The organism is Micromonospora sp. H61 (assembly GCF_018070325.1).
Classification (GTDB): Bacteria; Actinomycetota; Actinomycetes; order Mycobacteriales; family Micromonosporaceae; genus Micromonospora; species Micromonospora salmantinae.
The window spans coordinates 1-15184 of the sequence record NZ_JAGPXY010000106.1; the positions used below are offsets into that span (position 1 = coordinate 1).

The 15184-nt window shown below is 73.8% G+C and carries 11 protein-coding genes; 8 read left to right on the top strand and 3 right to left on the bottom strand.

Annotated features, from left to right (window positions below; all coding sequences use genetic code 11):
• Nucleotides 1-902, bottom strand: a 902-nt coding sequence (locus KBX08_RS30515; protein ID WP_210787069.1) for an LD-carboxypeptidase, incomplete at its 3' end; no start/stop codon positions are given.
• Between the two features lie 113 nt (nt 903-1015).
• On the opposite strand from KBX08_RS30515, the gene KBX08_RS30520 reads away from it, so the two are divergent.
• Genes KBX08_RS30520 through mptB (KBX08_RS30540) form a run of 5 tightly spaced genes read left to right on the top strand, consistent with a single transcriptional unit; the run spans nt 1016 to nt 9351 of the window.
• Complete coding sequence (locus KBX08_RS30520) at nt 1016-1783, top strand: type 1 glutamine amidotransferase (protein WP_210787071.1); 768 nt, start codon at nt 1016-1018, stop codon at nt 1781-1783.
• On the top strand, nt 1783-4803 hold the full coding sequence (locus tag KBX08_RS30525; protein WP_210787092.1) for a bifunctional [glutamine synthetase] adenylyltransferase/[glutamine synthetase]-adenylyl-L-tyrosine phosphorylase: 3021 nt from the start codon (nt 1783-1785) through the stop codon (nt 4801-4803). Before KBX08_RS30520 ends, KBX08_RS30525 begins: the two co-directional genes overlap by 1 nt.
• A complete protein-coding gene (locus tag KBX08_RS30530) occupies nt 4796-6415 on the top strand; it encodes a hypothetical protein (protein WP_210787094.1) in 1620 nt (539 codons plus the stop codon). Before KBX08_RS30525 ends, KBX08_RS30530 begins: the two co-directional genes overlap by 8 nt.
• Before the next feature lie 48 nt (nt 6416-6463).
• Entirely contained in the window at nt 6464-7864 is a 1401-nt protein-coding gene (gene mptB / locus KBX08_RS30535) for a polyprenol phosphomannose-dependent alpha 1,6 mannosyltransferase MptB (RefSeq protein ID WP_210787096.1), read from the top strand.
• Between the two features lie 14 nt (nt 7865-7878).
• Nucleotides 7879-9351 (top strand): polyprenol phosphomannose-dependent alpha 1,6 mannosyltransferase MptB, encoded by a 1473-nt coding sequence (gene mptB / locus KBX08_RS30540; RefSeq protein ID WP_307850693.1) that lies wholly within the window; start codon nt 7879-7881, stop codon nt 9349-9351.
• Nucleotides 9352-9418: 67 nt separating this feature from the next.
• On the opposite strand, the gene glnA is transcribed toward mptB (KBX08_RS30540), so the two are convergent.
• Complete coding sequence (gene glnA / locus KBX08_RS30545) at nt 9419-10843, bottom strand: type I glutamate--ammonia ligase (protein ID WP_112671701.1); 1425 nt, start codon at nt 10841-10843, stop codon at nt 9419-9421.
• 263 nt (nt 10844-11106) lie between these two features.
• Here glnA and KBX08_RS30550 point away from each other — a divergent pair, with 263 nt between their 5' ends.
• Nucleotides 11107-11505 (top strand): RDD family protein, encoded by a 399-nt coding sequence (locus KBX08_RS30550; protein WP_307850694.1) that lies wholly within the window; start codon nt 11107-11109, stop codon nt 11503-11505.
• Between the two features lie 227 nt (nt 11506-11732).
• On the opposite strand, the gene KBX08_RS30555 is transcribed toward KBX08_RS30550, so the two are convergent.
• A complete protein-coding gene (locus tag KBX08_RS30555; protein ID WP_091407420.1) occupies nt 11733-12419 on the bottom strand; it encodes a DUF4191 domain-containing protein in 687 nt (228 codons plus the stop codon).
• 207 nt (nt 12420-12626) lie between these two features.
• Between KBX08_RS30555 and KBX08_RS30560 the strand changes: the two genes are divergently transcribed.
• Together KBX08_RS30560 and KBX08_RS30565 are read left to right on the top strand one after the other, a co-directional pair.
• Nucleotides 12627-12797, top strand: a complete 171-nt coding sequence (locus KBX08_RS30560) for a hypothetical protein (RefSeq protein WP_167362519.1) — start codon at nt 12627-12629, stop codon at nt 12795-12797.
• 158 nt (nt 12798-12955) lie between these two features.
• Nucleotides 12956-15169: an AAA family ATPase gene (locus KBX08_RS30565; RefSeq protein ID WP_307850695.1), complete on the top strand. Its 2214-nt coding sequence runs from the start codon at nt 12956-12958 to the stop codon at nt 15167-15169.
• The last annotated feature ends 15 nt before the right edge of the window (nt 15170-15184 follow it).

The following is a 15184-nucleotide window of genomic DNA, read 5'->3' on the forward strand; positions in this document are numbered from 1 at the left end:
GTGGTGGTGTCGAGGGTGGCGGTTGTGCCAACCGGGACTGTGAGCTGGTTGGGGCCGTGGCCGATGGGGAGGCCGCCGAGGACCGGTACGCCCAGGTCGCCCAGGCGTTCGGTGAGTACGTCGACGATTGTGGTGTCCCAGCCGTCGCCGCAGTCGGTGAACTGCCCGACAGCCACCCCGGCCAGTCTGTCCAGCGCGCCGGCCCGGCGCAGGTGGGTGAGCATCCGGTCGACCTTGTACGGGGGTTCCTGCACGTCCTCGATCAACAGCACCGCACCGGTCAGGTCGGGCAGGTCGGGCGTGCCGATCGACGCGGCGATCATGCACAGGTTGCCGCCGAGCAGGGTGCCGGTGGCGCGACCCGGGACGCGTACGCCGAAGGTCTCCTCGGTGGGGACCGCGGTGATCGACACCGGTTCGGTGGTCATCAGCGCCGCGTGCAGGGATTCGGCGGAGCGCAGCGGCGTCCGCTCGTCGCGCCAGGCTGCCCCGGGGCCGTGCACTCCGGCCAGGCGGGCGCCCCGCCACAGCGCGAACTGCAACGCGGTGATGTCCGAGAAGCCGGCCACCACCTTCGGGTCGCGGCGGACGGCGGCCATGTCGATGGCGTCCACGATCCGTTGGGCGCCGTAGCCGCCGCGAGTGCAGATCACCCCTCGCACGTCCGGGTCGGCGAAGGCCGCGTTCAGGTCGGCGGCGCGCAGGTCGTCGGTGCCCGCGAGGTAGCCGTGGCGGGCGTACGCGTTCGGCGCCGGCACCGGGCGCAGGCCCCAGCCGGTGAGCAGTTCCATGCCCCGGGCCACCCGCTCCGGCGAGGTCGGCCCGGACGGCGACACCAGCAGCACCGTGTCACCCGGGCGCAGCACGGGCGGGCGTACGGCTGGGGTGTCCTCGCTGATCACAACCGCAGAGCCTAATCACCCCGCCGTGGTCGGGACCCGTGCACGGGCGGCGGGAGGAAGCGCGGCCCGTGCCGGGGCGTGGTGCCGTGGGGCGTACCGGCTAGCCTCGACGGGTGGCAACCGCGCTGGTGATCGAGAACGACCCGACGGACGACGCGCGCCGGCTGGGTGAGTGGCTGACCGAGGCTGGGCTGGAGCTGTGGGTGGTGCGCCCGCACGCCGGCGACGAACTCCCCGCCGACCTGGAGGGGTACGCGGCGCTGGTGGTGCTCGGCGGCGACCAACAGGCGTACCCGTTGCCGGACGGCTCGCCCGGCGCGCACTGGTTTCCCGCCGTGGAGGGCCTGCTGCGCAAGGCGGTCCGGTACCGGGTGCCGACCCTGGCGGTCTGCCTGGGCGCGCAGCTGCTCGCCACCGCGCACGCCGGGTTGGTGGAGCGCAGCCCGTCCGGGCCGGAGATCGGCCCCGGCGTGGTCGGCCGGCGCGACGCCGCCGAGAACGACCCGTTGTTCCGGTACGTGCCGCTGATCCCGGACGTGCTCCAGTGGCACTCCGACGAGATCACCGAGCTGCCTCGGGGCGCGACCCTGCTGGCCGCGTCCACCCGCTACCCGCATCAGGCGTTCCGCCTCGGTGACCGGGCGTGGGGGTTGCAGTTCCACATCGAGTGCGACGCCGCGATGATCGCCGACTGGGCCACCGACTCGACCCAACTCGCCGAGCTGGGCTACGACCCGGAGCTGGTGGTCGCGGCCTGCGCCTCGGTGCTGCCCGACGTCGAGGAGGTCTGGCAGCCGTTCGCCGCCCGGTTCGCCGCGTTGGCCCTCGGCGAGTTGGACGACAGCACGATGCGGCGCGGCCTGCCGCTGCTCGGGCACTGATGAGCCGGCCGACCAGGGCACCGGGCCGGCTCGCCCGGTACGGCTTCGGCACCGCCGAAGGCGACGGCGGCGCGCGCGCCGCGGACCTGCTCGGCCCGGAGGGGCTGCGGCTGTGGCAGCCGGCCGAGCAGGAGCCGGTCGACGAGGCCGCCGCGGAGTTGCTCGCCGCGCTGTCCCGGGCCGCCGACCCGGACCTGGCGCTGCGCCAACTGCACCGCATCGTGGAGGCCGAGGGTCGCACCACCGACGGCGGTGCCGCATCGCCGCTGCTCGCGGACCTGCACAACGACCCCGGGCTACGGCGGCGGCTGATCGCGGTGCTCGGCGCGTCGGCGGCGCTCGGCGACCACCTGGTGGCCCACCCCGAGCACTACCAGGCGCTGCGGACCGCCCCGGACGGGCTCGCCCCGACCGCCGAGGGGCGGCTGGAACCGGCCGACGGCGGCAACGCGGTGGCGGCGCTGCGGACCGCGTACCGCCTGGCGTTGCTGCGGATCGCGGCGGCCGACCTGACCGGCGGTCGCGGCCTGGAACAGACGATGGCGGCGCTCTCCGCGCTGGCCGACGCGACGCTCTCCGCGGCGTACGAGATCGCTGTCGCGGAGCTGGCGGAGGGGACCGAGCGGCCCCGGCTCGCGGTCGTGGCGATGGGCAAGTGCGGCGGCGGCGAGCTGAACTACGTCTCCGACGTGGACGTCATCTTCGTCGCCGCCGAGGATGCCGACCTGTCCGCCGCGACCCTGGTGGCGACCCGGTTGATCTACATCTGTGGGCTGGTCGCCTGGCCGGTGGACGCCGCGCTGCGCCCCGAGGGCAGCCGCGGCCCGCTGGTGCGGACCCTCGCCAGCCACCTGGCCTACTACCGGCGGTGGGCGCGCACCTGGGAGTTCCAGGCGCTGCTCAAGGCCCGCCCGGCCGCCGGGGACCTGCCGCTGGCCCAGGAGTGGATCGACCAGCTCGCGCCGCTGGTCTGGCGGGCGGCCGAGCGGCCCGAGGCGGTCGAGGACGTCCGCGCCATGCGCCGCCGGATCATCGACCACATCCCGCCGAAGGAGCTGGAGCGCGAGATCAAGCGCGGTCCGGGCGGGCTGCGCGACATCGAGTTCGCCGTCCAGTTGCTGCAACTCGTGCACGGTCGCGGCGACGAGTCGCTGCGCCCGCCCGGCACCATCCCGGCGTTGCGCGCGCTCGTCGCCGGCGGTTACGTCGGTCGGGCCGACGGCGAGGCCCTGCTGCGCGGCTACCGCTTCCTGCGCAGCGTCGAGCACCGGCTGCAACTCCAGGGCCTGCGTCGTACGCATACGGTGCCCGCCGAGCCGGGCGCGCTGCGCTGGCTCGCCGCCGCGCTGGGTTTCACGGCCGCGCCGGGGCGCAGCGCCGTGGAGAGCTTCCGGGCCGAGTGGGTCACCCACGCCACCGAGGTACGCAGACTGCACGCCAAACTGCTCTACCGGCCGTTGCTGGAGTCGGTGGCCCGGGTGCCGGCGGACGGGTTGCGGCTCACCCCGGAGGCGGCCAGGAACCGCCTGGAGATCCTCGGCTTCGCCGACCCGGCCGGCGCGCTGCGCCACCTGCAGGCGCTCACCGGCGGGGTGAGCCGCACGGCGGCCATCCAGCGCACCCTGCTGCCGGTGCTGCTCAGCGAGTTCGCCGACGCGCCGGAGCCCGACCGGGGGCTGCTCAACTACCGCAAGGTCTCCGACAAGCTGGGCAGCACCCCCTGGTATCTGCGGCTGCTGCGCGACGGCGGCCCGGTCGCCCGTCGGCTGGCCCGGGTCCTCGCGCTGTCCCGGTACGTCGCCGACCTGCTCGCCCGCGACCCGGAGGCGCTGCGCCTGCTGGCCGAGGAGAACGAGCTGACGCCACGCGCGCCCGAGGTGCTGCGGGAGGGGTTCCTGGCGGCGGCGGCCCGACACACCGACCCGGTCGAGGCGACAAGCGCGGTGCGCGCGCTGCGACGTCGCGAGCTGGTCCGGGTGGCCTGCGCCGACGTGCTCTGCCGGGCCGGCGCGCTCGCGCCCAGCCCCACCAGGCCCGACGGCGCGAACCGGCCCGCCCGCGGGCTGTCCGACATCACCGAGGTCGGTACGGCGCTCGCCGACGTCACCGACGCCACCCTGGCCGCCGCGCTGCGGGCCGCCCAGGCCAGCCAGCCGGCACCGGCAGGGCTACGGTTCGCGGTGATCGGCATGGGCCGACTCGGCGGGTACGAGTCGAACTACCTCTCCGACGCCGACGTGCTCTTCGTCTACGACCCGCCGCCGGGCACCAGCGAGAGCGCCGCCAGCGCCGCCGCGCACGCCGTCGCCGAGGAACTGCGCCGGCTGCTCGGCGTACCCGCCCCCGACCCGCCGCTGGGCGTCGACGCCGACCTGCGACCGGAGGGCCGCCAGGGTCCGCTGGTACGCAGCCTCGCCGCGTACGCGCAGTACTACGCCCGCTGGTCGCGGGTGTGGGAGGCGCAGGCACTGCTGCGCGCCCGGTTCGTCTGCGGCGACGCCGACCTGGGCGCCGAGTTCGAGGCGATGATCGAGCCGGTGCGCTACCCGGCCGACGGGCTGACCCGCGAGCAGGTCGTCGAGATCCGGCGAATCAAGGCCCGGGTGGAGACCGAACGGCTGCCCCGTGGCGCCGACCCGGCCACCCACACCAAGCTGGGGCGCGGTGGGCTCGCCGACGTGGAGTGGGCGGTGCAACTCGTCCAGCTCCGGCACGCCGGCGCGAACCCGGCGCTGCGCGGCACGCGTACCCTCGACGCCCTCGCGGCGGCCGAGCGGGCCGGCCTGATCGACCCGGCGGACGCCGCGGAGATGGCCGCCGGTTGGGCCCTGGCCGCGCAGGTCCGCAACGCGTTGATGCTGGTCCGGGGCCGGGCCGGCGACCAACTGCCCCGGCACGGGGTGGAGTTGGCCGGGGTGGCCCGGCTGCTCGGCCGAGACGACCCGGGGGAGTTCCTCGACGAGTACCTGCGCACCGGCCGCCGCTCCCGCGCCGCCGCCGAACGGGTCCTCGATGCCTGACGCGTCGCCGCCCCCAACCGGGCGGAGCGTCGCGGGCTGGACGGCGGCGACCGCTGTGGCGGTGCTGCTCGCCGTCGCGTTCCTCCTCGCGCCGCCGATGGGCACCGACCTCGCCGCCCAGGTGGCCCGTGCCGGGTTCACCGAGCGGTACGGGGCCGCGCCGGTCGACTTCGGCTGGTACGGCGGCGTCAACCAGTACGGCTACAGCCTCTTCACGGCCAGGTTGGGCGCGCTGATCGGGGTGCGTCCGCTGGGGGCGGTCGCCGCCGTGGTCGGCGCGGCCGCGCTGGGTTGGCTGTTCACCCGCAACCGGGCCCGCCGACCGCTGCTGGCCGGCGTCCTCGGCGCTGTGGTGCTGGTCGGCAACCTGGCGAGTGGTCGGATCACCTTCGCGGTCGGGCTGGCGTTCGGGCTGCTGGCGCTCTGCGCGGTCAGCGTGGAACGCCCGCCGCGTTGGCTCCGGTTGACGCTCGCCGCCGTCTGCGCCGCCCTGGCGACGGCGGCCAGCCCGGTCGCCGGCCTGTTCACCGGGCTGGCCGGCGCGGCGCTGCTGCTGGGCGCCCTGCGCACCGGTGACGGGCCGGGCCGCCCGCTGCCCGGAGGCTGGCGAGCCGAGCGACCACTGGCCGAGGGGTTCGTCCTGGCCGTGGCACCCGCCGTCACGCTCGCCCCGATGGCGTTCGTCTTCGGCAACGGCGGAACCCAGCCGTACTCGGCCGAGTCGATGCGCATCAACGTCGCGCTCGCGGTGCTGGTGGCGGTCGTGCTGCCGCGTCGCCGCCGGGTGCTGCGCGTCGGCGCGGCGCTCACCGTGCTGCTCCTGATCGGGGCGTACTACGTGCCCAGCCCGATCGGTTCCAACGCGCTACGGCTGCCGATGCTGTTCGCCCTGCCCGTGCTGGCCGGGTACGCCGCGTTGCCGGGGCCGTGGCTGGCCGGGCTGCTCGCCGCGACCGTCTGGTGGCAGTCCCCGGTGATGACGAGCGACGTGACCCGGGCCGGCGCACCGGAGAGCGCCGAAGGCTTCTACCAACCGCTCGTCGCCGAACTCGACCGGCGGCAGCCGGCCGGACGGGTCGAGGTGGTGCCGCTGCGCGACCACTGGGAGTCCGCGTACCTGCCGCCGACAGTGCCACTGGCCCGAGGTTGGGAACGCCAGGTCGACAGCGACCGCAACGCGCTGTTCTACGACGGCAACCTGAACGCGCAGACGTACGAGCAGTGGTTACGGCACGAGGCGGTGAGCTACGTGGTGCTCGCCCCGGACGCACCCGCCGACCGGTGGGGCCGCGACGAGGCCGCGCTGATCCGCGCCGGCCTGCCGTACCTGCGGGAGGTCTGGCGTGACCCGACCTGGCGGATGTACGCAGTGGTCGATCCGACCCCGCTGGTCGGTGCGCCGGGTCAACTGGTCGCCGCCGACCGCGGCGCGGTTCGCCTGACCGCCACGCCCGGGGACGTGCCGGTCCGGGTGCGCTGGTCGCGCTGGCTCACGGTGAGCGGCCCGGACGGCTGTCTGCGACCGGGCGCGGACGGGTGGACCGAGGTGCGGGTCCGCGCCGCCGGCGACTACTCGATCTTCAGTGGGCTGGCACCGGCGCGCCACTGCTGACCGTGCCTGCCGTCGGCCTTCCACCGACGGGCTGGCAGCATGTCCGGCGTGCCTTCCCACCTCGCGCGCCGGACCGGCCTGGCCGGCTCAATGCTGCTCGCGCTCTCCGCTTTCCTCGGCGGCGCGTTTCCCAGCGGCCCCCTGCGCAGCACCCCGGTCAGCATCTGGCAGGGGCCCAACGGCCCACTGATCCTCGCCGCCTGGCTGGTCGGCACCGGCCTGATGGCGTACGCCTGGTGGGCGCTGCGCGACGGGGGACCCTCGACGCGGTGGGCCCTGGTCACCGTCGGGCTCTGGCTGCTGCCGTTGCTGATCGCACCGCCCTTCGGCAGCCGGGACGTGTACGCGTACGCCTGCCAGGGCGCCAGCTTCGTCGGCGGCATCAGCCCGTACGAGCAGGGCGTCTCCGCGCTGCCCTGCCCCTGGCTGGACACGGTCTCGGTCATCTGGCGCGACACCCCGGCGCCGTACGGGCCGCTGTTCGTGCTCATCGCGGGCGCCGTGGTGAAGGCCACCGGTTCGCTGACCGCCAGCATCGTGCTGTTCCGTGCGCTGTCGCTGGTCGGCGTGGTCCTCACCGCGTGGGCCCTGCCGGCGCTGGCGCGTCGGGCCGGTGTGCCGGCGAAGCGGGCGGTGTGGCTGGCGTTGGGTTCCCCGCTGGTCGCCGCGCACCTGATCGGTGGCCCCCACAACGACGTGCTGATGCTCGCCGCGTTGGTCGGTGGGCTGGCCGTGGTGGCGGCGCACCCGGGTCGGCGCGGAATGCTGCTGGTCGGCGGCCTGCTCCTCGGAGTCGCGGTGGCGATCAAGGTGACCGCCGTGGTGGTGGTGCCGTTCGCCGCACTGGCGGCCACCGCCGGGCCGTACCGGATCCGCACGCTGATCCGCGACGGCGGCTGGGTCGTCGGCGGCGCGGTCGCCAGCGTGGTCGGCGTGACAGTCGCCGGTGGGCTGGACTTCGGTTGGATCGGCGGGCTGTCCCAGGGTGGCGCCGCCATCGCCTGGACGTCCCCGCCGACCGCGGTGGGGCAGACGGTCGGGTACGTCGCGGCGCTGTTCGGCGGCCACATCGACGCGCTGCCGGTCACCCGCGGGATCGCCGTGGTCCTCCTGGCCGTCCTGCTCGTCTGGCTCTGGTGGCGGGCCCGCACCCGCGACCCGCTGTACCACGCCGGCCTCGCGCTCGCCCTCACCGTCGCGCTCGCCCCCGTCGTACACCCCTGGTACTGGACCTGGCCGCTGTTCGTGCTGGCGGCCACCGCCCAGCGCACCAGATGGTTCACAGTCGTCGCCCTGGTCGCGTCGTTCCTGGTGCTGCCCGACGGCACCGGGTTGCCCAGGTACACCAAGACGGTCGGTGCGCCGCTGATGACGCTGTTGGTGATCGTGCTGGTCATCCGGTTGGTACGGTCGGCTCGGGCGGCCCGTCAGCCGGTCGCCGCCGATTGAGGGAAGGTGCGCCGGTGACCGCTCCCGGCCCGCCTGTTCCGCCGCCGCCTGTGTCGTTGGCGTCATTGGGTGCCCGGTACGCGGGCCTGGCCGGCGCGGTCCTGCTCGCCGTGGCCGGATACCTCGGCGGGGCACTGCCCGACGCCCCGCTGGGCGTGACACCCGCGTCGATCTGGCGAACCCCGAACGGCCCGGCGACGCTGAGCTGCTGGCTGATCGGCACCGTGCTGCTGGTCGGGGCGTGGTGGTCACTGCGCGAGGGCGCGCCGTCGACCCGTTGGGCGTACGTCACTGCCGGGCTGTGGGCGCTACCGCTGCTGCTCGCGCCGCCGCTGGGCAGCCGGGACGTCTACTCGTACGCCTGCCAGGGCTGGACGTACGCGCACGGCGTCGACCCGTACACGGTGGGGGTGGCGGCGGCGGGTTGCCCCTGGCTGGATACGGTGGCGCCGATCTGGCGGGACACCCCGGCACCGTACGGGCCGGTGTTCGTCCTGCTCGCGGCCCTCGCCGTCGGCCTCGGCGGCGGGCTCACCGGGACCATCGTGGCGCTGCGCGTGATCGCCGTTGCGGGGCTGCTGCTGGCAGCGCTCTGCCTGCCCGCTCTGGCGCGGGCGGCCGGGGTGCCGGCCCGGCGGGCGGTCTGGTTGGCGTTGGCCGGTCCGCTGGTCGGTGTACACCTGGTGGCCGGCGCGCACAACGACGCCGTGATGCTGGGCCTGCTGCTGGGTGGACTGCTGGTCGTGGTCCGTCGACCAGGTCGGCCGGCGGCGCTGCTGCTGGCCGGAGCGCTGCTCGGGCTGGCGGTCACTGTGAAGGCCAGCGCCGTGGTGGTGGTGCCGTTCGCCGTGCTGGCCGGGATGCCCGACCGGTACACCGTCCGGGCGTTGCTGCGCCACGCTGGTTGGTTGGCCGGAGGGCTGCTCGCCGCGCTGCTGGTCACCTCGGCGGTGTCCGGCCTCGGCTTCGGCTGGGTGGGCGGGCTGACCCACAGCGGCGACTCGGAGCAGTGGACGTCACCATCCACCGCCGTGGGCTTCGTGGTGGACTACACCGGCGCGCTGGTCGGCCGGGACCCGCAGGCGGTGCCTGTTGTCCGGGCGGTCGCGCTGCTGCTGCTCGTCGGGGTGCTGCTGGTGCTCTGGTGGCGGGCCTGGCAGACCCTGCGCGGGCTGAACGAGGAGGCTGGGTGTCCTCGGGTGGCGCGGTCCCGGGTGGCGCTGCACGGCGCGGCGTTGGCGCTGGTCGCCACCGTCGTCCTGTCCCCGGTCTTCCACCCCTGGTACGCGACCTGGCCGCTGGCGCTGCTGGCGCTCACCGCCGCCCGCACGACCTGGTTCGTGCTGCCCACCGCAGCGGCAGCCTTCCTCGCCCTGCCCGACGGCACCAACCTGGCCCGCGTCACCAAGGCGCCCGGTGCCCTGGCGATGACCGCCCTGCTCCTGACCGTGCTCGTCCGCACCACCCGCACCGCCCGCCGTCGTTGATCATGAGGTTGAGCCGGCCCGGCCGGTGTTCCAGCGACTGCTCAGCAGTCGTCGTGCGTCTGACTGCTCAGCAGTCGTAGTACATGGCGAACTCGTGCGGGGTCGGGCGCAGACGCACCGGGTCGACCTCGTTGGCGCGCTTCCAGTCGACCCAGGTGGAGATCAGGTCGGGGGTGAAGACGCCGCCGTCGAGCAGGTAGTCGTGGTCGGCCTCGAGCGAGTCGAGCACTGCCGACAGCGAGCCCGGCACCTGCTTGACGTCGCCCCACTCCTCCGGCGGGAGGTCGTAGAGGTCCTTGTCGATCGGCGTCGGCGGCTCGATCTTGCTCTTGATGCCGTCGAGGCCGGCCATCATCATGGCCGAGAAGGCCAGGTAGACGTTGGCCGACGGGTCCGGGACGCGGAACTCGACGCGCTTGGCCTTCGGGTTCGCGCCGGTCACCGGGATGCGGGTGCAGGCGGACCGGTTGCGCTGCGAGTAGACCAGGTTGACCGGCGCCTCGAAGCCCGGCACCAGACGGCGGTACGAGTTGATCGTCGGGTTGGTGAAGGCCAGCAGCGACGGCGCGTGGTGCAGCAGACCGCCGATGTACCAGCGGGCCATGTCGGACAGGCCGGCGTAGCCGGTCTCGTCGTAGAACAGCGGCTCACCGTTGAGCCAGAGGCTCTGGTGGGTGTGCATGCCGGAGCCGTTGTCGCCGAAGAGCGGCTTGGGCATGAACGTCGCGGTCTTGCCGTTGGCCCAGGCCTCGTTCTTCACGATGTACTTGAAGAGCTGGAGCTGGTCACCGGCGTGCAGCAGGGTGGAGAACCGGTAGTTGATCTCGGACTGGCCGGCGGTGCCCACCTCGTGGTGCGAGCGCTCCACGTTGAAGCCGGTGTCGACCAGGCGGCGCACGATCGAGTCACGCAGGTCGGCGTAGTGGTCGACCGGCGGGACGGGGAAGTAGCCGCCCTTGTACGCGGTCTTGTAGCCGCGGTTGCCGCCCGGCTCTTCGCGGCCGGTGTTCCAGGCGCCCTCGATCGAGTCGATGTAGTAGAACGACTGGTGCGCCGAGGTCTCGTGGCGGATCGAGTCGAAGATGTAGAACTCCGCCTCGGCGCCGAAGTACGCGGTGTCGGCGATGCCGCTGGCCGCGAGGTACGCCTCGGCCTTCTTCGCGACGTTGCGCGGGTCGCGGCTGTAGGCCTCGCGGGTGAACGGGTCGTGGATGAAGAAGTTGAGCGCGAGCGTCTTCTGTGCGCGGAACGGGTCGATGAACGCGGTGGCGACATCCGGGAGCAGGAGCATGTCCGACTCGTGGATCGCCTGGAAACCGCGGATCGACGAACCGTCGAACGCGAGGCCGTCGGTGAAGAGGTCGTCGTTGACGGACTCGACCGGCAGATTGAAGTGCTGCATCACGCCGGGCAGGTCACAGAAACGAACGTCGACGAACTTCACGTCCTCGTTCTTGAGGTATCGCAGCAGTTCCTCGGGATTGGCGAACACACATCCTCCTGGCACGTCCACGGGGTGGCTAGGCTTCTGGCGACGCTAGGGCCGGGGGGTTGCCCGGCCGTGTCTCCGTTGTTTCTGCCGTGTTACGTCCCTCGCGGAGCGTCAGCGACGCCCCGGTCCGCGCCTCCGGCCCGCCAGGAACGCCGTACCGACTGTGCCAGTGTAATGACATCTGATGCCTTTGGCCTGAATCGGCACACAGCGGCGACGGCACCCGGCAAGCCCTCATCCCGGCGCGGATACCCTTGACCGCTGTGACCAATCCGCACCTCCCGGCAGCGCCGGCCACCGACCCCACCTTCACCGCGCCGAGCCTCGGTCGGCGGTTCGGTGCGCTGATCATCGACTGGGTGCTCTGCCTGCTGGTGTCCAACTTCTTCGCCGACCCGGTACGCGACGGCTGGGCGCCGGTGCTGGTGCTCGTCCTGGAGTACGGCATCTTCCTCGGCCTGTTCGCCCAGACTCCGGGCATGTACATCACCAAGATCCGCTGTGTGAGCTGGCGCGACGGTGGCCGGATCGGCGTGCTCCGGGGGCTGATCCGTGGCCTGCTGCTGGCCCTCGTCGTCCCCGCACTGATCATGGACGAGCACCGGCGCGGCCTGCACGACCGAATCGCCGGCTCGGTCATCGTCGACGCCCCCCGAGGCTGACGCCGACCCCTCCCTAGGCCGGTCCGGGGCCGCACGAACCGCAAGATCGCACTCGATCCACGATCTGGTGGCATCCGCCGCGCGCGAGGCCACTACATCCAGGCTCGAGCACGATCATGGCGAGGGTGGCCAGAGGCGGGCGGCGCGTCGGGACGGGTGCACATGAGGGTGTACGTAAAGGAGCCGGACCCAGGTGGGGTCCGGCTCCTTTACGCGTACACCTGAGGTCAGCGGCCCCGCGACTGGCGGAAGGCGCCTGGCGGCCGCATGTTCTTCGGGATCGCGCCCTTGGGCATCTGTGGCCGGGCGGTGAGCGCCTTGAGTCGCTTGTCCAGCGAGTTGACGTCCTTGCCGGAGAGGGCGCGGGGCAGGCGCAGCAGCGTCGTCCGCAGCTTGCGGATCGGCAGCTCGCCCTCCTCCTGCCCGATCACGTAGTCGTGCAGGGGAGCGGAGCCGATCACCTTGGACAGCCGCCGCTTCTCCTGGCCGAGCAGACCGCGCACCCGCTGCGGGTTGCCCTCGGCCAGCAGGATCACGCCCGGGCGGCCGATCACCAGGTGGACCATGTCCATCTGGGTGGTCGAGCTGACCGCCGGGGTCACCCGCCAGTCGCCACGCATGTTCTCCATGATCTGCGCCGCCGCGCCGGGCTGCCCCTCGGCGGCGTTCATCATCGCCTTGTTGGACCGCAGGTTGAGCACGATCAGCACCGCGAGCAGGACGAACAGGATGCCGATCGGCAGCCAGATCCAGCTCCAGAGGATGACCGCGACCACGGTGAGGGCGAGCGGGATGAGCACCGCGGCGGCGACCAGCGGCGCGAACCACCGGTCCTGCTTGGCGGTGAACTGGAACACCATCCCGATCTGCTTCAGCCGCTGGCCGAACGAGACCTTCTCCTGGGGCTTTGCCATGCCGCAGAGTCTAGTGGTCGCCGCCGACCCGGTTGATCCGCGTCCGGGTGCCGGGGCAGCTGAGTACCTTACGTCGCCGTACGCGCCCCGAGCGGCCGGGTAAGGAGGCTGTGGGCGGGGAAGATGAGGCGCCGTGCCCATGCCCGGGTGGGGCCTTCGCGCGAAGAGTCGTCAGCAGAAGACGACGACACCACGAAGGAGCCCGACATGTTCGGCAACGACGCAGATTTCCTGCTCACCCTGCACCGTACCCACGCCGCCGAGCTGCGCGCCGACGCGGCCGCGGACCGGCTCGCCCGGTCGCTGTCCCGTCCGGTCAGCCGCGGGTGGTTGGGCCGGCGCAGGCAGGCTGGTCGCACCGGCGACGCCCGCCGGTGACCGCGCCCAGCGCGGCCGCCACGCCCGCCGCACCCAGCGCGGCCGCCACGTCCACGGCACCCGTCGGGCTGGCCGCTCGACCCGATCCGACCCCGCCGCCCGGCCACCGGCCGATCGGCGGGGCCGGCGGGGCGGGGCGCCATGGCATGCTCGAACACGTGACCGTACGCGCCGCCAGCTCAGTCCTCGTCGGGCGCCACCGCGAGACCGCGGCACTACGGGACGCGCTGGGCCGGGCGCGGGCCGGGGAGCCGACCACAGTGCTCGTCGGCGGCGAGGCGGGCGTGGGTAAGACCCGGCTGCTGGAGGAGTTCGCGGGCTGGGCCACCGACGGCGCGGCGCGGGTGCTCGTCGGCCAGTGCCTGGAGTTGGGCGAGGCGGGTCTGCCGTTCGCGCCGTTCGCCGCCGCGTTGCGGGCGGTGCTCCGCGCCGACGGCCCCGAGGTCTTCGCCGGCTACGAGGCGGAGTTCGCCCCGCTCCTGCCGGAGCTGGGCCGCGCCTCCGCGGCGCTGACCACCCCGCGTGCCGTCCCGCTCAGCGACGCCCCGCGCGGCTACCTGTTCGACCTGGTCGCCGAGCTGTTCCAGCGGCTGGCCGATGCTCGCCCGCTGGTCCTGATCATCGAAGACCTGCACTGGGCCGACCGTTCCACCCGCGACCTCATCGGTTTCCTCGTCCGCGCGGCGAGGCCGGGCCGGCTGCTGCTGGTCTGCACCTACCGCACCGACGAGTTGCAGCGAGGGCACCCGCTGCGTCCGTTCCTCGCCGAGCTGGATCGGGCCCGGGGTGTGGAGCGGGTCGAGCTGGCTCGCCTGGACCGCGACGGCACCGCCGCGATCCTCGCCGACCGGCTCGGCGCCGAGCCGCTCGCCCGCGCCGTCGACGATGTTCACGACCGCACCCAGGGCAACCCCTTCTTCATCGAGGAGTTGGCCGTCGCCGGTGACCCGATCGGCTGCGCGGCGCTCCCCGAGACGCTGCGTGACCTGCTGCTGGCCCGGGTGGACCGGCTGCCCGAGCCGGCGCAGCGGGTGTTGCGGATCGCGGCCGCCGGCGGCACCCGTTTCGCCCACGACCTGCTCGCCGAGGTCGCCGGGCTGCCCGAAACCGAGCTGGAGGACGCGTTACGCGCCGCCGTCGCCGCCCAGCTGGTGGTGGCCGACCGGGACGGTGACTACGAGTTCCGACACGCGCTGGTCCGCGAGGCCGTACACGACGAGTTGTTGCCCGGTGAGCACGCCCGGCTGCACGCCCGCTTCGCCGCCGCCATCGAGGCCCAGCCACATCTGGTCGCCGCGGGCCGGGCCCCGGCCGAGATCGCCCACCACTGGCACGCCGCGCACGACCACCCGCGCGCCCTCGTCGCCGCACGAGCCGCCGCGTGCGCCGCCGCCGACCGGTACGCGTACGCCGAGCAACGCCGACTGCTGGAGCGGGCGCTGGAGTTGTGGGAACTGGTGCCGGACGCCGCCGACCTGCTCGGCATGGACCACCTCGCGTTGCTGGAGCAGACCCTGGACGCCGCGGTGACCGCAGGCGACTTCAGCCGGGCCATCACCCTGACCCGGGCCGGGCTGGCCGAGGTGGACGCCGACGCCGCGCCGCTGCGCGCCGCCCGCCTGCTGGACCAGCGCGGTCGACTGATGGCCCTGCTCGGCAAGAGCGACGGCAGCCGCGAGCTGGATGAGGCGTACCGGCTGGCGGCCGGTGGCCCGCCCGGCGCGGAGCGGGTCCGGCTGCTCGCCGACATCGCCACCCACCTGGTCAAGATCGACCCGCGGAAGGCGGCCCGGGTGGCAGCCGAGGCCGCCACCGACGCCGAGGCGCTCGGAGAACACGTGGCCCTGCTGTCGACGCGGATCGCGTTGCTCTGCCACGGCGAGCGGGACCTGACCGGCGGGCTGGCCGAGCTGGGCGAGGCGGCCGCCGCTGCCCGTGCGGCTGGGGACGCGCCGACCCTGGTGCTCGCCATGGTGTTCGAGTCGGACATGCTCTGCGAGTTGGGCCGCTACGCCGAGTCCGCGCAGGCCGCCGAGGCCGGTGTGGCCGAGGCGAGACGGGTGGGGATCAGCCGCTCCACCGGGGCGTACCTGCTCTCCAACCGGGCCGAGGCGCTCATCGCGTTGGGTCGGTGGGACGAGGCCGAGGCGGTCTGCGCGGAGGCCGCCCGCATCGACCTGTCCGGTGTCACCGGTCTGCACTGGCTCCAGTTGGGCGCCGGGCTGCGGCTGGCCCGCGCCCACCCGGGCGCCGACGAGCTGGTCGACCGGGGCGGCGATCGGCCGGCTCCGGGGAACCCCACGGGCGGACGACCGGGCGACCCGGCCGGCGGCTGGCGCGCTGGGCCGCGTGGGGGTTCCTGGCCGGGCTGATGCTCTGGGTCGATC